Below are 19,247 nucleotides of genomic sequence, written 5' to 3' on the forward strand. Positions count from 1 at the left end.
GTGAGTGCTCTGAGCATCCCTCGAATCGGGCTACCCTAAGCAAGTGAACGGTAAATCGAGAGGCGGGTCGGCGAAAGCGGCGACCAAAGCGGTCGCTCGCCGGGCAGAGAAGCATCGATCGGTGAGGTTGTTGGCCCGTTGGGGTATCGCCACCATCGGCCTTCTCCACGTCATGATCGGCCTGATCGCACTCGGCGTTGCAACGGGCAGAGGCTCTGGCGAAGCTGACCAATCTGGTGCCATCGCACAGATTTCCCGAATCCCCGGTGGCATCGTCCTGGTGTGGATCGTACTCATCGGCATGCTTGCCCTCTTCACCTGGCAGCTCATGACCGCGCTGCTCGCGAACAAGTCCTCGCTTCGCAGCCGCTGGGGCTTTCGAATTGTCGAACTCGGTAAGGCCGTTGGCTACTTGGTGATCGCTGCCACCGCTTTCACCTTCGCGCGGGGTTCATCGACGAGCACAGCAGAACTGACCAGCAACATGAGTGCGGCGCTGATCAAGACCCCTGTCGGTGCTGTCGTACTGGTGATCATCGGACTTGTTGTGCTTATCGTCGGGATTTCCTTCGTGGTCAGCGGCGTCACCGGCCGGTTCACCGAAGCGATTCGTGTGCCTCGAGGGTTGGCGGGGATCACCACGACCGCCCTGGGAGCTATCGGTTATGTCGCGAAGGGTCTGGTTCTCGGCGTGGCAGGGGTGCTCTTCGCGCTCGCACCGTTCACGCTGGATCACGACAGCGCGAGCGGAATCGACGGCGCGCTCAAAGCCCTCGTCGAGTTGCCATACGGCGCGATAGCCCTCGCACTCACCGGTGTGGGCGTAATCGCGTACGGCTTCTTTTTCATCCTGCGCGCGCGTCTGGTTCGGTTGTAGAAGCGCAACACCTATCCAAGCCGCTCGCCGCGAGCCGACGCGAGAGTGGCGTGCGACGTCACAAACAGCACCCACAACAGCTGGTGTGAACGAGTTGGCCCATTTGACAAGTCATACTTATTCAATGGATGACCTCTCTGCCCTCATCGCCGACGGCGGGGATCGCCTCTGGACGTGGATCGTGCTTCCGGTGCTCGTCGTGCTCGGCATCTATTTCACTGCCCGTTCCGGAGTCGTGCAATTCCGGTTGATTCCCGAGATGTTCCGCACACTCACCGACAAGACACCCCGTGATGAGAACGGCGAAGCGCAGTCCGTCTCGGCGTTCCAGGCGTTCACCATTTCGGCCGCATCCCGAGTGGGGGTCGGCAACATCGCCGGCGTCGGAACCGCAATCGCAATCGGCGGGCCCGGTGCAGTTTTCTGGATGTGGGCGATGGCCTTTCTCGGCGGCGCAGCGTCGTTCATCGAGTCGACACTCGGCCAGCTGTACAAGGTGAAGGACAAAACCGGCTTTCGCGGCGGACCCGCCTATTACATGCAGTACGGCCTGCGTGCTCGTTGGATGGGCATCGTCTTCGCCATCATCCTGATTCTTTGCTTCCCGCTCGCCTTCAGCTCGCTGCAGGCAAACACGATCAGCGCAACGGTGTCGTCAACGATGGGCATTGAGAATGCCGGATCGTGGGTCCCCTGGGTCGTCGGGGCGCTTCTTGCTGTGCTGACCGCGCTCGTCGTGTTCGGCGGCATCCGTCGTATTGCCTCGGTGACCCAGGCCGTGGTTCCCGCCATGGCGCTGCTCTACCTGGTGCTCGGCCTGGTCATCGTCGGAATGAACATCGACCAGCTGCCCGCCGTTTTCGGCTCAATCTTCTCGCAGGCGTTCGGTTTCAACGAGGTCGTCGGTGCCACCTTCGGCATGATCGTGATGACCGGTGTCAAGCGCGGCATGTTCTCCAACGAGGCCGGCCTCGGCTCGGCCCCGAACGCCGGTGCAAGCGCCGCGGTCACCCACCCCGTCAAGCAGGGCCTGGTGCAGACTCTCGGCGTGTACTTCGACACGTTCCTGATCTGCTCGATCACCGCATTCATCATCTTGGTGTCGACGCCCGATCTGGCCAACGCGACGCGTGGTATCGGACTCACTCAGGATGCCGTCGTTGGCGCGCTCGGCTCATGGTCGAGTGTGCTGCTCAGCGTGATCATCTTCCTGCTGGCGTTCAGCTCCATCCTGGGTAACTACTACTACGGCGAGTCGAACATCGAGTTCATCACCGGCAACGCTCGTGCACTGACGGCATACCGAGTGGTCGCCGTAGCCGTCGTGTTCCTCGGCTCGATCGCATCCGCTGACCTCATCTGGAACACCGCCGACGGCATCATGGGTGTCATGGCGCTGGTGAACCTGGTCGCGATTGCGCTGCTCTCCGGCGTCGCGTTCAAGCTGCTCAAGGACTACACGCGTCAGCGTCGTCTCGGCAAGGACCCCGTCTTCACGCGTGATCTGCTGCCTGGTGTGACCGGCATCGAATGCTGGGCGGATGAGGCTTCGGTCACCGGCCCGATTGATATCGCGACGCGCCTGCGTGAGACGCAGACGGACAGCAATTCCGCCTCTCTCCCCCGCTAGCCCGCCCTCCTCTCCCTTCTCGCGCAGTCGTAGTACACAGTCCGCGAGATCGGAGTCGTGGTCGTTTTGAGCGCTTCATAGTCGCCACAACTCCGATCTCGCGTGAGTACTCCCCCGCGCACGGCATCGCTCTGGACGTTTGGGGGCCCGTGTTCCGTACGGCGTCAGGTCCGCGAGATCGGAGTCGTGGTCGGTAAGAGTCCTGCACAACCGCCACAACTCCGATCTCGCGCACAAGATTTGGCTTTTTGGGCGGAGGCAGCTCGGCGCACGGGCAGCATTCGGGAATGAAGATTCCTTTGCCACTACCGCCTCGTCTGGCGGGCACCGCGTTTTTGACTACCGACAACACTGGGCTATCTCGCAGCCGACTGCGTGGCGCCGATCTGCAACATCCGTCACGCGGCGTGCGCTCTGTCGGACTCGACGCGCAGAACGTACGCGATCGGTGCCGCAGTTACGCACCACGGATGCCGCACGGCCAAGCCTTCAGCCACGTCACCGCCGCCCAGCTCTACCGAATCCCACTGCCGCTCCACTGGGCAAATTCGACTCAGCTTCATGTCGCCGTCAACGAACACGACGAACCGCCGGATGTCGTGGGAGTACAAGGACACCGATTCAACGGAATTGATGCGCGCATCCGCTCATTTCGAGGATTTCGGGTGACCGATCCGGCGACAACCTGGTGCCATCTCGGCGCGATTCTGTCGCTCTACGACCTCGTTGCCGCGGGCGATTTTCTCGTCTCGGGGCGGGTGACGAGCAACGGGCGTGAGACACCTTTGGCCACGCTGGACGACCTTGCCAGAGCCGCCCAGGCATTTGCGGGACAGCGCGGAGTGCGAAACGTGCGCATCGCCCTTGAGCGGGTGCGTACCGATGTCGATTCACGTCCAGAGACCTGGACGAGGCTGATCCTCATCGACACCGGCCTCCCGGAACCGATCGTCAACCGTCCGCTCTACTCGGCCGCGGGTGAGCGACTCGGTAAGCCCGACCTCGCCTATCCGTGGGCGCGCACCCTTTTCGAGTACGAAGGGGACGGACATCGCGTAAGCAAGGCACAATTTCGCCGTGACATCGCCAGACGAGAACGATTCGAGGCGCACGAGTGGCGCGTCATCCGTGTCATCGCGGACGACGTCTTCGTGAACCCTGGTGCGTTCGTCGCAAGAGTGAGGAAGATTTTGAGGCAGCAGACAAACGCGAGATCGGAGTCGTGGTCATTCTGAGTGCTTCAGAACGACCACAACTCCGATCTCGCGGAGATGCGCTTCGCTTGTGGGTTAGCCGAGACTCTTCGCCACGTCGGCGATTGCCACCTGCTCGCGCTCACCGGTACGGCGGTCCCAGAGCTCGACAATGCCGTCTGCGGCACCACGGCCGACGATGACCAGCTTCGGGATGCCGATCAGCTCAGCGTCACCGAACTTCACACCAGGCGAAACCTTGCGGCGGTCGTCGTAGAGCACGTCGCGGCCGGTGGCCTCGATGGCTGCAACAACGGTTTCCGAGGTTTCGAAGACAACCTCGTCGCGGCCGGTCGCAATGACCTGCACGTCGAACGGAGCAACGGCCTCTGGCCAGATCAGGCCCTTCTCGTCATTGTTCAGCTCGGCGATGATCGCCAGGATGCGCGTGACACCGATGCCGTACGAACCCATCGTGACGGTGACCAGCTTGCCGTTCTCGTCGAGAACCTTGAGTCCGAGCGCTTCTGCGTACTTGCGGCCGAGCTGGAACACGTGACCGATTTCCATGCCGCGGGCGATCTCAACCGGGCCGGAGCCGTCGGGAGCGGGGTCACCAGCGCGCACTTCGGCGGCCTCAACGGTGCCGTCGGCCTGGAAGTCACGGCCGGCGACGAGGCCGAAGACGTGCTTTCCGGCTTCGTTGGCTCCGGTGATCCACTCGGTTCCATCAACGACGCGAGGGTCGACGAGGTAGCGGATGCCGGTGCTCGACTTCTCGCCGAGGGTCGCGCCGGCAGCGGACCACGGGCCGATGTAGCCCTTGATCAGGCCGGGGTGCTTGGCGAAGTCAGCGTCGTTTGCGGCTTCTGCCTCGGCCGGAGCGAATGCCACTTCGACGCGCTTGAGGTCGACATCGCGGTCACCCGGGATGCCGATGATCACGAGTTCGCGGCTGCCGTCGGGCTGCGTGAGTGCGAGTACGACGTTCTTCAGCGTGTCGGCCGCTGTCCATTCGCGACCGTCCGGACGCGGGTGGTTGGCGTTGGCGCTGTCGACAAGCGTCTGGATTGTGGGGGTGTCGGGCGTATCGAACACGGAGGCTTCGGGCAGGCCCTCCCAGCTGCGTGCCGGGGGTGCAACTGTCGTGAATGCCTCGACGTTGGCGGCGTATCCGCCGGCCGAACGCACGAAGCTGTCTTCGCCGACCGGGGTCGGGTGCAGGAACTCTTCGCTCTTGGAGCCGCCCATAGCGCCGGCATCCGCTTTGACGATCACGTATTCGAGGCCGAGACGCGTGAAGATGCGCTCGTAAGCGTCGCGCTGGGCCTGGTAGCTGACGTCGAGGCCGGCATCCGTGTAGTCGAAGGAGTATGCGTCCTTCATGGTGAACTCGCGGCCGCGCAGCAGACCTGCACGGGGACGAGCCTCGTCGCGGTACTTGTCCTGGATCTGGAAGATCGACAGCGGCAGGTCTTTGTAGCTGTTGTACAGATCCTTCACCAGCAGGGTGAAGACCTCTTCGTGGGTGGGGGCCAGCAGCAGGTCAGAACCCTTGCGGTCCTGCAAACGGAACAGGCCATCGCCGTACTCGTCCCAGCGACCGGTGACCTCGTACGGCTCACGCGGCAGCAGCGCCGGGAAGTGCACTTCGTGCGCACCTGCGTTGCCCATTTCCTCGCGGATGATTGTCTCGATCTTGCCCTTGACGCGAAGGCCGAGCGGCAGCCACGCGAAGATGCCTGGTGCCTGACGGCGGATGTAGCCCGCCCGCACGAGCAGGCGGTGGCTGGTCACCTCTGCATCAGAGGGGTCTTCGCGAAGGGTACGGAGGAAATAGTTGGAGAGGCGTGTAGGCACGGGTTCTACTTTAGCTTTCCTGTCGGCGGGACGTTACGGCGGGCGGTTGCGGATGCCGGCACTGCACGCAATACACAGCAAGCACGGCACGGCGAGCGTCCCGTCGCCGCCCGTGCGGTGCCCACCGCGCAAAGGTCCGGTCGGCTTGTGCAACCGGCCGGACCCGCGCTCACGCGTGCGTTTGTTTAGCGAAGCAGGTTGCTCCCCCAGTAGTCGAGATCCTCAACCGAGATCTGCGGTGACGGCGCCATCCGGCTGCCATCCTCGAAGAAACCGGTCTTGGTCATCGCCAGCGTCATCACCGCATGCGCTGCCGCATCGCCGAGCTCGTTCAGCGCGGCAGTGCTCAGGTTCGTGATGTCGTCACATGCCTGGTGATAGCAGGGGTCCAGTGGTGCACCTGCTGTTCCACCGAACACCGCAGCTTCCTCCTCCGTCTTCAGCTCCTCCGCGCCGCTGAAGAGTCCGCCAGCCGGGATGCCGGCAGCGATGAATGGCCCGTAATCTGAGCGGCCGTCAAACGCTGTCGGTGCACTCGCCAGTCCTGCCTTGGCGAAATAGTCGTTAAAGATGGCTTCGATCTGCGCAGATCCGGGAGGGCCCGCGAGACCATCGGGATCCGCTGAGCCGTCGCCGTCATAGACGAGGCGCACGTAGTTGGTTGATCCGAGCATGTCGAAGTTCAGGTTCGCGTAAATCTCGGCCAACTGCTCATCGGTGAGGGTATCGACGTAGTGTGTCGATCCAAGTAGACCCGACTCTTCAGCTCCCCAGAAGGCGTACCGCATCTGCTGCTCTGGCTTGAGGTTCTGCTTCGCCATCTGGATCGCGGTTTCCAGAGTCACACTGGTACCGCTGCCGTTGTCGTTGATTCCCGCCCCGGCTAGCACCGAGTCCAGGTGAGCGCCCACAACGACCACCTTGTCGGTGGTGTCATTCGAGTTGTTGCCGTTGCCGTGATGGCCCTTCTTCTTGTCCTTCTTGTCGTTCTTTGCCTTCGGGGCATCGGCCAGGATGTTCGAGGTCGTGCGCGTCTCGGCGATGACCTCGGCATGGACGGCCACGGTGACCGGCCCAGCAAGCGACCCCTCATAGAGGGCGACGCCATCCGCGTAGCTCACTCCGACGACGGGGATGGTGACCGGTCCGCCGAGCGTGACGCCTGTGAGCAAGTCGGTGCGACCAGGGTTGCCTTCGTTGAAGACCACTGCTGCGTCGTAGCCAGCCGCGACCGCTGCGGCGACCTTCTCGGCGAACGTGCACGTGCCGCGCTGGATCAGTGCCACCTGCGGTTCGGTCAATGATGCAGGTACGTAGTCGGTGACGACGCATCCGGATGCGGAGCTCGGCGTCTCGGTCGCCGGGATCACGACGTTCGTCGTGGGAACGATTGTGCCGACGATGTCGCCGCTGCCCGAGTATTCGAGTGTCGCGGTTTCGTAGTCAGTTGGCGTCGGCGACACCTGGCTGAGCGTCGCGGGAGTGACCTCTTCGTAGTACGGGAAGTCGAACTTCTGCTCGGTCACCTTGTAGCCGGCCTTGGTCAGCTGGCTCTTCACATATGCCACTGATGCTTCATAGCCGGGGGTGCCGGACGCTCGGGTTCCGCCGTTGTTGTTGGCGATACGCTGCAACGCCCGCTCGTGTTGCAGGATGCCATTCACTGTCACCGCTTTGAGCAGCTTGTTGGTATTGATCTCATCGACGGCCGTTGCCGTCGTCGCCGGAACCACCACGGCCGCGATGACCAGCCCGGTTAGCAGTAATGCTCTACCTCGCACGATTTCCTCCGATCGGCCCCTGTGCGGACCGCTTCATCTGAGGAGAGCGCCCCGGATTGAGGCGCCCTTCCATGGTGGAGGGTGCCCCCGTCCGGGGGTGATGGTTGATCCCGTTACAGAATCGTTACTCGAAAGTGCTGTTGGGGGCCGTTTTCGACTACTTCGAGCCGACGGTCACAACGGGCTGACCGACGCTCGTGTCGCTGGCCGGCATCTCGGCGGCGAGGCGATTCGCTTCTTCGATCAGCGTCGCAACGATCTCTGACTCTGGAACAGTCTTGATGACCTCGCCCTTGACGAAGATCTGGCCCTTACCGTTGCCCGAAGCCACACCGAGGTCGGCTTCGCGAGCCTCGCCCGGTCCATTGACGACGCAGCCCATCACTGCAACGCGCAGGGGAACCGTCATGCCTTCAAGGCCGTCTGTCACGTCGTTCGCAAGCTTGTAGACATCCACCTGGGCGCGTCCGCAGCTTGGGCACGACACGATCTCGAGCTTGCGCTCACGCAGGTTGAGTGACTGCAGGATCTGCAGACCCACCTTGATCTCTTCGGCGGGCGGGGCAGAGAGCGAAACGCGGATGGTGTCGCCAATGCCCTCTGAGAGCAGGATGCCGAACGCCGTTGCGCTCTTGATAGTGCCCTGGAAAGCGGGGCCAGCCTCGGTCACACCGAGGTGCAGGGGCCAGTCGCCACGCTCGGCGAGCAAGCGGTACGCCTTGACCATGACGATCGGGTCGTTGTGCTTGACCGAGATCTTGAAATCGTGGAAGTCGTGCTCCTCGAACAGGCTCGCTTCCCAGACGGCGCTCTCTACGAGCGCTTCAGCGGTGGCCTTGCCGTACTTCTGCAGGATGCTCGGCTCGAGCGAACCAGCGTTCACACCGATGCGCAGCGAAACGTCTGCAGCCTTGGCCGCAGCAGCGATCTTGCCGATCTGGTCGTCAAACTTACGGATGTTGCCCGGGTTCACGCGCACGGCTGCACAGCCAGCGTCGATCGCAGCGAACACATAGTTCGGCTGGAAGTGAATGTCGGCGATAACGGGGATCTGGCTCTTCTTCGCGATGATCGGAAGGGCCTCAGCATCATCACGGCTGGGCACGGCTACGCGGACGATGTCGCATCCGGATGCCGTGAGCTCGGCGATTTGTTGGAGGGTCGCGTTGATGTTCGTGGTCGGGGTCGTCGTCATCGACTGGACGCTGATTTGAGCGTCTCCACCGACGAGAACCTTCCCGACTTTGATCTGACGAGACTTACGTCTGGGAGCGAGTACCTCAGGTACTTTGGGCATCCCTAAGTTGATTGCAGCCACAAGGACAGCTTACGCGTGCTTGCGGCAGACATCCTGAACGCGCAGGCAGCGGATGGGTCCAGACTCACGGTGCACACCTCCATTCAAGGGATTAATGGGATCATCCCTTCAACAGCCGCACCGCTGGCCTGCCATTCGATGCGCTGCCCGATGAGCATCAACCGTCATGACAAAGGAGTCATCACCATGAGCAGCACCGACGTCGTCATTCTGGCTGGATCACGCACCCCACAGGGTCGCATCAACGGTCAACTCGCCGCCCTCACGGCAGTGCAACTCGGTGCTGCGGCGATCGCCGGGGCGCTGCATCGCGCAGGCGTGACTCCCGATCAGGTCGACACAGTACTGATGGGCCAGGTCTTGCAGGCAGGTTGTGGCCAGAACCCCGCCAGGCAGAGTGCCATCGCTGCGGGCATCCCCTGGAACGTGCCGTCGATGACGCTCAACAAGGTGTGCCTCTCTGGGCTGGCCGCTGTCGTCGACGCCGCACGTCTCATCCGCCTGGGAGAAGCGACCGTAGTCGTTGCCGGCGGACAGGAATCGATGACCCATGCTCCGCATCTGTTGCCCGGCTCGCGTCAGGGCTGGCCGTATGGCAGTGTCGTCGCGCTCGACCATGCCGCGCATGATGGACTGACGGATGCCTTCGACGGGCTGTCGATGGGGCTGTCGACCGAAAAGATCAACGGCCGACTCGGCATCAAGCGGATCACTCAGGATGAGATCGCCGCGGCCTCGCACCAGCGCGCGGCGGCGGCATCCGCTGCAGGGATTTTCGACGACGAGATCACACCCATTGCCGTGCCGCAGCGCCGGGGCGATCCCCTCATGGTGAGCAGTGACGAAGGCGTTCGAGCGGGCAGCACCGTTGAGACGCTCGGCGCCCTCAGCCCGGCATTCACGACCGACGGAACCATCACCGCTGGTAACTCTTCTCCCCTCTCGGACGGGGCGAGTGCCCTCGTGCTGGCCAATCGGGCGTGGGCAGAAGAGAACGGGCTCAGCTGGTTGGCCATTGTCGAAGCGTCAGGTCATGTCGCAGGACCGGACAATTCTCTACATTCCCAGCCGGCGAATGCCATCTCACAGGCACTTGCTCGCCAGGGCTGGAGCGTGAGCGATCTCGACCTGGTTGAGATCAATGAGGCATTCGCCGCGGTCTCGTACCAGTCATCGCTCGACTTGGAGCTGCAGAGCGACCAGGTCAATATCCACGGTGGGGCGATCGCCATCGGGCATCCGATCGGTGCATCCGGCGCCCGTCTTGCCCTACATGCAGCGCTTGAACTCGCGCGCCGAGGAACGGGTAAAGCGGCAGTCGCGCTGTGCGGTGGAGGAGGTCAGGGCGAGGCACTGCTTATGGCACGCTGAGGGTCTGCTTGCACGCACTTTTCGGGCGATTTGGCTTCCGCGCACCGACGCGCGCGCCCTTGTCGCACCCCCAGAGCCGGTGATACCGTCCTCCTCCACCAGAGAGAAAATCTCCCCCTGTTCGGGACGGCTGGGCAGGGATTCTTAACGGGAGGAGTTCCGTCATGGCAGTCGAAAGCATTCCCCCTGTCATCCGTCCGCTCACCCGGCCGCGCATCCGTTTGGATGACTTCGCTGCGCAGGCCGACGCAGCATGTGCGGCTGATGACGTAGCCACGATCCTGACCGGGATTGCCCTCTCGACCAGGGCGGTGCAACCGGGTGACCTCTTTGTTGCCCTCCCAGGTAAGAACGGCCACGGTGCCGACTTCAGTGATCGCGCCGTGCAGGCCGGCGCGGTGGCTGTGCTCACGGATGCTGCAGGCGAGGATGCCGCCCGCGCCTCCGGGGTGCCATACATCGTGAGCGACAATTTGCGAGGACGACTCGGTGGACTCAGCGCATATCTCTACGGCACGCACCAAAATGCGCCCACCATGTTCGGCGTCACAGGAACGAACGGCAAGACCACCACAGCTCACGTGCTTGAAGCCGCCCTGCATCAGATGGGTTTGGTCACGGGGCTCTCCAGCACGGCAGAGCGCCACATCAACGGCGAGATCTATGTGTCCCAGCTGACCACTCCAGAGGCCACCGACGTGCACGCACTGCTCGCGCGCATGGAGGAAGCGAAGGTGGAGGCAGCGGTGCTCGAAGTGAGTGCACAGGGCCTCACCCATTCCCGCGTCGACGGTATCGTCTTCGACTGCGTCGGCTTCACCAATCTTTCAATTGACCATCTCGACGACTACGGCACGATGGAGACCTACTTCGAAGCGAAGGAGCTGCTATTCAACCCGGAGCGGGCACGGGCCGGTGTGGCAAGTCTGGAGACGCACTGGGGCGCGAACCTGATGACGGGGCATGGGATTCCGGTCACATCGATCTCGGTGGATGCCGCCGACGACGCAGACTGGCAGTTCGAGATCCTCGAGGTACTGCCTGAAGCGACCCGGTTTCGGGTACAGAACCGAGCGGGAGACACCGTAGAGACCTCGGTTGCTTTGCTGGGTGACCATCTGGTCGCGGATGCCGCACTCGCGATCGCGATGATCCTCACGGCCGGCTACCCAGCAGACCAGGTCGCTGCTGCACTGCGCGGAGGCATCGACGTGTATATCCCCGGGCGGACCGAGAGCGTGTCAGGGGCGGCCGGGCCGCGTGTGTACGTGGACTTCGGTCACAGTTCCGACGCTTTCGAGAAGACGCTGACGGCGGTGAGGTCGGTGACAACCGGGCGCGTCATCATGCTGTTCGGCGCTGACGGCGACCGAGATCCGTTCAAGCGCCCCGAGATGGCCAGGGTCGCAGCTGCACACTCCGACATCCTGGTCATCACCGACCACCATCCGCGGTTCGAAGACCCGGAGAGCATTCGACGGATGCTGGTGGAAGCGGCCAGGGAGGCGTTCCCCCACAAACAAATCGTTGAGGTCTCGCCGCCAGAAGCCGCCATCGACTACGTGGTCGACCTCGCGAATGACAACGACGCCATCCTCTGGGCGGGCCCCGGCCATCAGGACTATCGCGACATCAAAGGGGTGCGCACACCGTACTCGGCTCGCGCCCTGGCCAGAGAAGCCCTCAATCGACACGGTTGGCCAACGTCGGCCTGAGCCGCCTCAACCGAATGAGGCGGATGAGCCGGCCAGGCGTCCCCGACGGCTACGACCCCGGGCGGTCTGTATCCTCGTCATCGATGACCGGTCCGTATCCGTCATTCGGGTCAGCAGGGGGCAGCACGAACCAGGCGATCGCTGCGAGGATCAGGCCGACGACTGCACCGATCAGGAGCGCGGGTCCAGGATCGGGTGCGGCGACGACATCCGTCAGCCCGCGTTGACCTGCAACGGAACTGGCGATCCCCACGCTCAACAGGGCGCTCAGCCACATTCCTGTCACAAGAACGAACTTCTGTTTGAAGGTGGGTCGCTCCTCCTCAACTGTCGGCAGCGCGCTGCCGACGCTCACCGCACAGAACACTGCAGTTATGCCAAGTGGTACGAAGACCAATGACCACACCGAACCGAATCCATCGGCCCCGGATCCGTTCCAGTGGATCGCGATCTCAGCGGGCAGCTGCGGAATCCAGCTGATCATCAACACCGCTGCCAGGGCCGCCATGAGCACGGGTACCCCACCGCCAATAAGGAGGATGCGTGTGCGCGCAGATGCTGTTGTGGACGGCTGTGTCATATGCGGTCTCCGTTGCGGTGATCGTGTGCAGTGAACGTGTGGTGCTCGATCCAACCTATCGTTGGGCTTTGGAATGACGTCGGCACTCAGCGTGGGGACATCACAGGCTTTGTAGACTCGTCTCTGGCCGCAGACCATAGAGCCTGCGCCCGAGAGGACAGCAGTAATGAGCCTGATCAGGCTGCACGACGTACACGTAAGTTTTGAGAACTCGCAGATCTTGCGCGAGGCATTCTTCCGGCTCGAGCCGGGCGACCGGGTCGGACTGATCGGCAAGAACGGATCGGGTAAGTCCACGATCCTCAAGCTGATCCTCGAACAGGTCTCTGCCGACGCCGGAACAGTCACCGTTGACCCCGGCACCAAGATCGGCTACTTCTCGCAGTTTTCCGAGCTGGACGGCACAGCGACGATCCTTGAGGTGCTCGACGACCTGTTCGGCGACATCAAAGCTATCGAAGCCGAGCTGGCATCCATCGATGTCGCAATCGCCGCCGACCCGTCTGGCGGAGCAGAGCTTGACCGGTTGATCCTGCGCCAGGCCGAGCTCTTCGAAGACATGGATCGCCTCGATGGCTGGGATTACACCCGCCGCATCGACACGGCGCTGACCACCCTCGGCTTCAGCGAAGCGCACCGGGTATGCGCAATCGACGAGCTGTCAGGCGGATGGCGCAACCGCGCCGCCCTCGCGAAGATCCTGCTCGAACGCCCCGATGTACTGCTGCTCGACGAGCCAACCAACTATCTGGATGTCGCCGGCGTCGAGTGGCTTGAATCCTGGTTCCGAGATTTCCGTGGCGCGGCCATCATCGTCTCGCACGACAGGAAGTTCCTGGATGCCGTGGTGAACCGCATCATCGAGGTCGAGAACTACCACCTGCACGAATACCCCGGCAATTTCGGCGAGTACATCGTGCAGAAGCAGTTCAGGTTGAAGACGCTCGAGGCACAGTTCGTGCACGAGTCGGAGCTGCTCGCCTTCGAGGCAGAGGGTATCGCCGACCGCCGCGAGGCCGCGAAGGCGTCGAGTCGCAAGCTCGGCAACCAGCTGGCCACCATCAAGAAGTCGCGGGCTCCCCGCCCCGTCGATCAGATCATCACCGAGATCTACAGCGGCCTGCACATCAAGGACGTGCTCTGCCGCGTCGAATCGCTCAGCAAGTCCTACGGGGCCAAGACGCTGTTCACCGACCTGAGCTTCGAGATCCGCCGCGGCAACCGCTTCGTGGTGCTCGGCTCAAACGGTAGCGGTAAGTCAACGCTGCTCAAGGTGCTGACCGGCGAAGAGAAAGCGGATGCCGGCACCGTCGCCTGGGCCAGCGGCGCCGGAGTCGTCTCGTACAACCAGATGCTCGCCGACCTCGATCCAGAGGACACCGTCACCCACGCGGTGAACGCACTGCCAGGCAGCCTCGCCTTCACCGCCACTCGTAAGTCGGTGAACAGGTTCCTGTCGATGTTCCAGTTCTCGGAGGCCGACCTCAAGCAGAAGATCGGCAATCTCTCTGGTGGCCAGCGCGCCCGCGTCGCTATGGCCCAGTGCCTGCTCTCGGGCGCATCCGTTCTATTGCTCGATGAGCCGACCAACCACCTCGACATGTCGAGCACCCAGGTGATGGAGCGCGCGCTGCTGCACTTCCCCGGTGCAATCGTCGTCGTAAGTCACGACAGGTTCTTCACCGAGAAAGTCGCCAACCGCCACCTGGTCTTCGGCAGCGTGGCTGCCCAGCCCGGCGAAATTGAAGTGCGTGCGGCGTAGCGGTCGTCCGCGGTTGCTGCGACGCTGACTTGTGGCGAACTCGGCTCAAAGTCGGTCGGAGGCATGCGGTCAGTGTGGCAGTCACCGGCATTCGGGGGCAAGGATGACTCAGCGCCCGATGAGACGGTTCTCGTACGCGAAGACAACGACATGTACCCGGCTGCGCAAATCGAGCTTCTGCAGTACAGCGCGCACATGGGTCTTGACCGTCGTCTCACTCAGGTACACGGCGTCGGCGATTTCCGCATTACTGAGCCCTCGAGCAACAAGCACGAATACCTCCCTTTCCCGGGGAGTGAGTTTGTCCAGGGTCGCGTCGTTCGCGGCCGAATCAGTACGCCTCATGAATTCTTCGACGACGCCGACGGATGCCACGCCTGAGGGCAGTCCCAGGCCGGCATGGGTGTCCCTGATCGTTGCCAGCACCGTCTCTGGCGATGCATCCTTCGTGAGGAAGGCGCTGGCGCCTGCCCTGAACGCCGCATAGACGGCGTCATCATGACTTGTCGTTGTGAGCACGATCACTCGCGGAGCCTCGTCCGCGACGCCGCCGGAGAGAATTTGCTTGGTAGCCTCGAGCCCATTCACCACCGGCATGCGGAGGTCCATCAGGATGATGTCCGGACGCAGGTCTTCAGTGAGACGAACTGCCTCTCGGCCGTTCACTGCGGTTCCGACACACTCCATGTCATCCTGCGCTTCGATCAGCATGCCCAGCCCCGCTGAGAAGAGGGCCTGGTCGTCGACGACGACCACCCGCATGAGGTCAGGCATCTACTGGTTCTCCTTCGGTGGCCGGCGTCTCGACTCGTGCCTCGATAACGCGCATCTCTCCCGCAGGGATGAACGCGGTCACCACGAAGGCGGAGTCCTCATCCGACATCTCGGCCGTGAGCCATCCCCCTGCCAGTCGGGCACGCTCTCGCATCCCGTCGATTCCCACGCCTCGAGAGCGGCTGCCGGTCGGCGCGATCAGTGGTCGCTCTCCTCTGGATGTGATGAGCAGGGCAAGCCCAGGTCCACGCCAATCAAGCACCACCGTGACGCGGCTCCGGGAGCCCGCGTGCTTCAGCGCATTGGTCAGACACTCCTGCACAATTCGATACACGGCAAGTTCATGCACGCGCAGCAAGTTGATCGGTACTCCCAACGAACGAAGCGTGGCATCCATGCCGAGATCACGCATGTGTTCGACAAGCGCAGGCAGATCGACAATCGACGTCTCGGCGGTCACAGCTTCCGTTTCGTCCTGGATCCGTCCAACAAGCTGACGCACCTCAACCAGCGCGGTCCGCCCGACAAATGCGATGTTGTTCAACGAGTCGGCGGCGACCTCTGGTCGCGCTGCCTGGAGCGCCAGTGCCCCCTGGGCCTGAGACACGATCACGGCGAGCGAGTGAGCGAGCGCGTCATGCACATCCCGCGAAATCCGGGCGCGGTCCTGCGCAAGCCGCAGCTCGAACCCGGTCTCCTCCATGCGGCTCGTGGCCGACTCAAGCTCATCGGTGACGCGGATCGCCCGCAACATTGCAGCAACGGCGAATCCAATCGCCCACGCTGCGATGAACAGTCCGAACGCCGCCAGGCACAGGGTCACCATCTCTCGCGAGATCGACCCATCGAAATGGGGTTGGCCTGTCCATGACAGCCAACCATTCTGTCCCGCCGGCAAGACAATGTTCACGGCAATTAAGGCGGAACTCATCGCCCCGACAGGAACAGCCAGATATCGGACGGGGCCGCGTGCCCGCCACCCGACAAAGAATGCGGCGAAGCCGAAAGCCAGGTAGGTCGGCCAGCTCGTGCTGGTGGGAGCGTTCACCAGCCCGACGATTTGCAGGAGCGGAACCGCGATCATCATCACCAGCGAGACTGCGGGGAGCCACGCCGAGAGTGCGATCGTTATGACCAACAGCGAGAAGAGGACGACGTTACCGCCAAAATCACCCCTGCCGGCTTCGGCAACCAACCAGAGCGTCAGGAAGACGCCAGCCAGCGCTGGTGCGATGCATGAGGCGAGCACTTTCCGCGATATCTCCATGACGTCACCCTAGGGTTCCCGATCGCAGACCGGCGGGAATCGGTACCTGAATTCATCCGAAGTGATGAGGACAGCTGTTGCGCAGCGCCAGACACGAACGCAGAAAACTCCGCAGCCCCTGATCCAGGAGCTGCGGAGCACTGGCGCTACTAGTCCTTCTTGATATGGGTGACGGCGTCTGAATCGTCAGCCACCATGCCCTTTGCACGCTTGTCAGCGCGCTTCTCCTTGATGGACTTACCTTGCTTTTTATTCAGATGCCGGTGAGGCGACTTGTCTGGCATTTCGAGCCTCCAAACTGTGTGGGCCTCGCGTGACCCCCACGATCAAATGAATCCCCGTGGGGTGCAAGCTACGCCTCTTTGGCCGTAAACGTAACGGGGTAGCGCTTCGTGGTTGCCGAGACAGCGCGGCGGCAGATGAGGCAAAGAAGCGCATGCAACGGCTACTGAGGAGGCATCGGCCCGTCTGGCCTGTTCGCCCTCAGCACTTCGAGCCTGGCCCGGTATTCGACCTCGTCGATGTCTCCCTGCGCGAAACGCTCGGCAAGTGTGCGTTCGGCCGACCCGGTGTCGGGCGCCGAGCCCGGCATCCCTGCCCACCGATTCGGATAGCCGTAGTACCCGGGTCCGCCCGGGTGACCAGCCATATTTCGACGCCAGCGACGACCGAAGATCGAAAAGATGATGACGAAGAGCAGAATCCAGAACAGCGGAATCAGCAGGAAGAACCAGCCGAATCCAGGACCCCAGCCCCACATCGGGTGGGCGGCGAAGCCCGTGATTACTGTGTTCGTGAGCATGATGTGTCCAATCGACTGACTCGTTGACTCGTTGACTCGTTGACTCGTTGACTCGTTGACTCGTTGACTCGCGGCTAACATGCTGAACCGTGTCATTCCAGAATCGTCGTCGGCCGCCGTGCCCGAATCTGCCGGCGGGAGACACTTCGGGTACTCCCGCGGGAGCAGGCTAGCGTCCCTGGCCGACCAATCCGGTCTCGTACGCCACGATCACCAGCTGCACGCGATCGCGCGCTCCCAGCTTGCTCATGATGCGAGACACGTGAGTCTTCGCCGTCAGCGGGCTGAGGAATAAGCGCTCGCCAATTTCGGCGTTGGTGAGGCCTTGCCCGACCAGGGCGAGCACCTCGCGTTCCCTGTCGGTCAGCCGGTCGGTGGCTTGGGTATCAACGGGCATCCCTGCACCGGATGCCATCCGCTGCAGCAACCGGCGCGTCACGCCGGGCGACAACAGTCCGTCGCCGACGGCAACAACTCGCACCGCCCTGATTAGCTCGGCCGGCTCGGTGTCTTTCACCAGGAATCCGCTCGCCCCTGCACGAATCGCGTGCGCGACATACTCGTCAAGCTCGAACGTCGTCACGACGACGACATGCGTGCCGGCAAGCATCGGGTCTGCGACGATCTGCTCGGTCGCCCAGAGCCCATCACCGTCAGGCATCCGGATGTCCATCAGCACAACATCGGGCTTCGTCTCGGCGACGACGGCGACAGCGTGCTGCCCTGTCGCGGCCTCGCCGACGACTTCGATGTCAGGCTCTGACTCCAGCAGCGATCTGAAGCCTGCGCGAATAAGCTGCTGATCGTCGGCAATCACCACACGGATCATCGGGTCATCGCCCTCTGCTCGCGCGTCCGCGCTGATGGGGCCGGCGAGGCAGGCGCGCGGTGAGGTGGAATCCGCCGCGGTCCCCGTAGCCGACCTGAAGGTTACCGCCGAGTAGTTCAGCGCGCTCGCGCATACCGAGCAGGCCCCCGCCCTGAACCAGCTCGCGACCGGCGGCATCCGCTGCGCCGTCGTCGGTCACAGTGAGCAGGTAGTCCCCATGGTCCATACCGAGATAGACGGATGCGCCAGAACCGTTCGAATGACGCAAAACATTGGTGAGCGCCTCCTGAGTGATGCGGTAGATCGCCAACTGTATTGCTGCGGCTGCCGCCGACTCAGTTTCGAGGGCCGTCACAAAAGTGACTGTCATGCCCTGCGCCCTGAACGATTCGATCAGGGCAGGCAATGCGGAGAGGTCAGGCTCCGGCGCGAGCGGTGCATGCACGCGGCCAGGACCGTCCGGGTCGTCTGGCCCGTCTGGCTCCGCTCCCCCCGCCGGGCCGGCATCTGCGACGACGGCGCTTGTGGGGGCATCCGCGTGCGCGTGTGCCGCGTCATCGCTGCCGTCGGCCCGCAAGATTCCCAGCACCGAGCGCACCTCATCGAGGGCGTTCTTACTCGAGAGCTTGATATTGGCCAGCGCCTCTCTGGCTTTGTCTGGCTGGCTGTCGATGAGGTGAAGTCCGACGCCGGCCTGCACGTTGATCTGGGAGAGTGAGTGCGCAAGCACGTCGTGCAGCTCTCTGGCGATCCGCACTCGCTCACGCTGCTCCGCAGACATACGACGGGCGGCAGCAGTACGCCGATACTCCGCGAAGCGCTCACGTCTGGTGCGCACGACCTCGCCGATGACCATGGCGACGCCGATCGCGAGCGTTGTCACCGCTACGCGAACCGGATTGAAGTCGAGGCCCATGATCCCAGCGATCACAATCGTCGCCACCCACACCAGCGCAACGCTTGAGTACACCCAGATGCGCGCGCCCCTGACGATGCCGCACGCTATTGCAAAACCGAGTGCGAGATACGGCGTACCGATATCGGGTCTGATCAACAGCAGTGCAGAAGCAGCAAGCGCCATGATCACAACAACGGGGCCAGGAAACCGGCGTGCGCCGATCAGTGCAAGGGGTCCGATGAGCGCCAGCGCAATGGCCAGAATGCCGCCGGGCCGCTCGGGAAACCGGACAGCAAGGAAGATGACCGAGGGCATCTGCACCACGAGCGAGAGCACAACTGGAATCCATAGGCGCAAGGCGGGTGAGGCGAACTGTCGCGGAGACCAACCCTCTGCGGGTCCGCCCCGCCAGCCGGCACCGTTGCCCGCCGCATCGTTCTGGTCGCCCCCACTGTGGACTTGCCATCCGGCAGCATGCTGACGCCAGGCGGAATCAGAAGGCCGGGGCGAAGGCATACCTCGATGCTACGACTCCATGATGAGAGCCACATCCGCCCGAAGCAGTGTCGCCCTTAAAACCCCGGGAGGTA

Annotated in this window: 16 protein-coding genes; 6 read left to right on the forward strand and 10 right to left on the reverse strand. The window is 63.0% G+C overall.

Annotated features, from left to right (window positions below; translation table 11 throughout):
* Positions 1 to 121: 121 nt before the first annotated feature.
* The 3 genes from ACMT3I_RS13445 to ACMT3I_RS13455 all read left to right on the forward strand — a co-directional run bounded on the left by ACMT3I_RS13445 (position 122) and on the right by ACMT3I_RS13455 (position 3,742).
* Positions 122 to 877: a DUF1206 domain-containing protein gene (locus tag ACMT3I_RS13445; RefSeq protein ID WP_414805017.1), complete on the forward strand. Its 756-nt coding sequence runs from the start codon at positions 122 to 124 to the stop codon at positions 875 to 877.
* Between the two features lie 124 nt (positions 878 to 1,001).
* Positions 1,002 to 2,507 carry an alanine/glycine:cation symporter family protein gene (locus tag ACMT3I_RS13450; RefSeq protein WP_414805018.1) on the forward strand — a complete coding sequence of 502 codons (1,506 nt, stop codon included), beginning with the start codon at positions 1,002 to 1,004 and terminating at the stop codon, positions 2,505 to 2,507.
* A gap of 287 nt (positions 2,508 to 2,794) precedes the next feature.
* The gene (locus ACMT3I_RS13455; protein ID WP_414805019.1) at positions 2,795 to 3,742 is read left to right on the forward strand and encodes a hypothetical protein; all 948 of its coding nucleotides are present in this window, start codon (positions 2,795 to 2,797) and stop codon (positions 3,740 to 3,742) included.
* Between the two features lie 54 nt (positions 3,743 to 3,796).
* Here the strand turns inward: ACMT3I_RS13455 and ACMT3I_RS13460 are convergent, their stop codons facing one another.
* The 3 genes from ACMT3I_RS13460 to ispG form a co-directional block, all read right to left on the reverse strand.
* Complete coding sequence (locus ACMT3I_RS13460) at positions 3,797 to 5,560, reverse strand: proline--tRNA ligase (RefSeq protein WP_414805020.1); 1,764 nt, start codon at positions 5,558 to 5,560, stop codon at positions 3,797 to 3,799.
* A 185-nt stretch (positions 5,561 to 5,745) separates the two neighbouring features.
* Positions 5,746 to 7,341, reverse strand: coding sequence for a M28 family peptidase (locus tag ACMT3I_RS13465; RefSeq protein ID WP_414805021.1), 1,596 nt, complete (start codon positions 7,339 to 7,341; stop codon positions 5,746 to 5,748).
* Between the two features lie 157 nt (positions 7,342 to 7,498).
* A complete protein-coding gene (gene ispG / locus ACMT3I_RS13470; RefSeq protein WP_414805022.1) occupies positions 7,499 to 8,659 on the reverse strand; it encodes a flavodoxin-dependent (E)-4-hydroxy-3-methylbut-2-enyl-diphosphate synthase in 1,161 nt (386 codons plus the stop codon).
* 186 nt (positions 8,660 to 8,845) lie between these two features.
* On the opposite strand from ispG, the gene ACMT3I_RS13475 reads away from it, so the two are divergent.
* Positions 8,846 to 10,030 (forward strand): acetyl-CoA C-acyltransferase, encoded by a 1,185-nt coding sequence (locus ACMT3I_RS13475; protein WP_414805023.1) that lies wholly within the window; start codon positions 8,846 to 8,848, stop codon positions 10,028 to 10,030.
* A gap of 164 nt (positions 10,031 to 10,194) precedes the next feature.
* On the forward strand, positions 10,195 to 11,745 hold the full coding sequence (locus tag ACMT3I_RS13480) for a Mur ligase family protein (protein WP_414805024.1): 1,551 nt from the start codon (positions 10,195 to 10,197) through the stop codon (positions 11,743 to 11,745).
* 49 nt (positions 11,746 to 11,794) lie between these two features.
* On the opposite strand, the gene ACMT3I_RS13485 is transcribed toward ACMT3I_RS13480, so the two are convergent.
* Entirely contained in the window at positions 11,795 to 12,325 is a 531-nt protein-coding gene (locus ACMT3I_RS13485) for a DUF1648 domain-containing protein (RefSeq protein WP_414805025.1), read from the reverse strand.
* A 166-nt stretch (positions 12,326 to 12,491) separates the two neighbouring features.
* Here ACMT3I_RS13485 and ACMT3I_RS13490 point away from each other — a divergent pair, with 166 nt between their 5' ends.
* Positions 12,492 to 14,087, forward strand: a complete 1,596-nt coding sequence (locus ACMT3I_RS13490) for an ABC-F family ATP-binding cassette domain-containing protein (RefSeq protein WP_414805026.1) — start codon at positions 12,492 to 12,494, stop codon at positions 14,085 to 14,087.
* Positions 14,088 to 14,195: 108 nt separating this feature from the next.
* Here the strand turns inward: ACMT3I_RS13490 and ACMT3I_RS13495 are convergent, their stop codons facing one another.
* From ACMT3I_RS13495 to ACMT3I_RS13520, 6 genes are all read right to left on the reverse strand, one after another.
* Complete coding sequence (locus tag ACMT3I_RS13495) at positions 14,196 to 14,861, reverse strand: response regulator (RefSeq protein ID WP_414805027.1); 666 nt, start codon at positions 14,859 to 14,861, stop codon at positions 14,196 to 14,198.
* A complete protein-coding gene (locus ACMT3I_RS13500) occupies positions 14,854 to 16,128 on the reverse strand; it encodes a sensor histidine kinase (RefSeq protein WP_414805028.1) in 1,275 nt (424 codons plus the stop codon). The genes ACMT3I_RS13495 and ACMT3I_RS13500 overlap by 8 nt, the downstream gene beginning before the upstream one ends.
* Positions 16,129 to 16,277: 149 nt before the next feature.
* Positions 16,278 to 16,412 carry a hypothetical protein gene (locus ACMT3I_RS13505; RefSeq protein ID WP_414805029.1) on the reverse strand — a complete coding sequence of 45 codons (135 nt, stop codon included), beginning with the start codon at positions 16,410 to 16,412 and terminating at the stop codon, positions 16,278 to 16,280.
* A 161-nt stretch (positions 16,413 to 16,573) separates the two neighbouring features.
* Entirely contained in the window at positions 16,574 to 16,930 is a 357-nt protein-coding gene (locus ACMT3I_RS13510; protein ID WP_414805030.1) for an SHOCT domain-containing protein, read from the reverse strand.
* Between the two features lie 169 nt (positions 16,931 to 17,099).
* The gene (locus ACMT3I_RS13515; protein WP_414805031.1) at positions 17,100 to 17,759 is read right to left on the reverse strand and encodes a response regulator transcription factor; all 660 of its coding nucleotides are present in this window, start codon (positions 17,757 to 17,759) and stop codon (positions 17,100 to 17,102) included.
* A gap of 4 nt (positions 17,760 to 17,763) precedes the next feature.
* Positions 17,764 to 19,173, reverse strand: coding sequence for a sensor histidine kinase (locus tag ACMT3I_RS13520; RefSeq protein WP_414805032.1), 1,410 nt, complete (start codon positions 19,171 to 19,173; stop codon positions 17,764 to 17,766).
* Positions 19,174 to 19,247: the final 74 nt, after the last annotated feature.

It is taken from the genome of Leifsonia sp. A12D58, from assembly GCF_047530025.1.
Taxonomy (GTDB): Bacteria; Actinomycetota; Actinomycetes; order Actinomycetales; family Microbacteriaceae; genus Cryobacterium.

Excerpts from the sequence above, each read along its gene's own strand:
- ACMT3I_RS13490 (WP_414805026.1), top strand. The coding sequence starts at position 12,492 with ATGAGCCTGATCAGGCTGCACGACGTACACGTAAGTTTTGAGAACTCG.
- ACMT3I_RS13455 (WP_414805019.1), top strand. The coding sequence starts at position 2,795 with ATGAAGATTCCTTTGCCACTACCGCCTCGTCTGGCGGGCACCGCGTTT.
- ACMT3I_RS13520 (WP_414805032.1), bottom strand. The coding sequence starts at position 19,173 with ATGCCTTCGCCCCGGCCTTCTGATTCCGCCTGGCGTCAGCATGCTGCC.
- ACMT3I_RS13475 (WP_414805023.1), top strand. The coding sequence starts at position 8,846 with ATGAGCAGCACCGACGTCGTCATTCTGGCTGGATCACGCACCCCACAG.
- ACMT3I_RS13500 (WP_414805028.1), bottom strand. The coding sequence starts at position 16,128 with ATGGAGATATCGCGGAAAGTGCTCGCCTCATGCATCGCACCAGCGCTG.
- ACMT3I_RS13485 (WP_414805025.1), bottom strand. The coding sequence starts at position 12,325 with ATGACACAGCCGTCCACAACAGCATCTGCGCGCACACGCATCCTCCTT.
- ACMT3I_RS13450 (WP_414805018.1), top strand. The coding sequence starts at position 1,002 with ATGGATGACCTCTCTGCCCTCATCGCCGACGGCGGGGATCGCCTCTGG.
- ACMT3I_RS13505 (WP_414805029.1), bottom strand. The coding sequence starts at position 16,412 with ATGCCAGACAAGTCGCCTCACCGGCATCTGAATAAAAAGCAAGGTAAG.
- ACMT3I_RS13480 (WP_414805024.1), top strand. The coding sequence starts at position 10,195 with ATGGCAGTCGAAAGCATTCCCCCTGTCATCCGTCCGCTCACCCGGCCG.
- ACMT3I_RS13515 (WP_414805031.1), bottom strand. The coding sequence starts at position 17,759 with ATGATCCGTGTGGTGATTGCCGACGATCAGCAGCTTATTCGCGCAGGC.
- ACMT3I_RS13495 (WP_414805027.1), bottom strand. The coding sequence starts at position 14,861 with ATGCCTGACCTCATGCGGGTGGTCGTCGTCGACGACCAGGCCCTCTTC.
- ACMT3I_RS13510 (WP_414805030.1), bottom strand. The coding sequence starts at position 16,930 with ATGCTCACGAACACAGTAATCACGGGCTTCGCCGCCCACCCGATGTGG.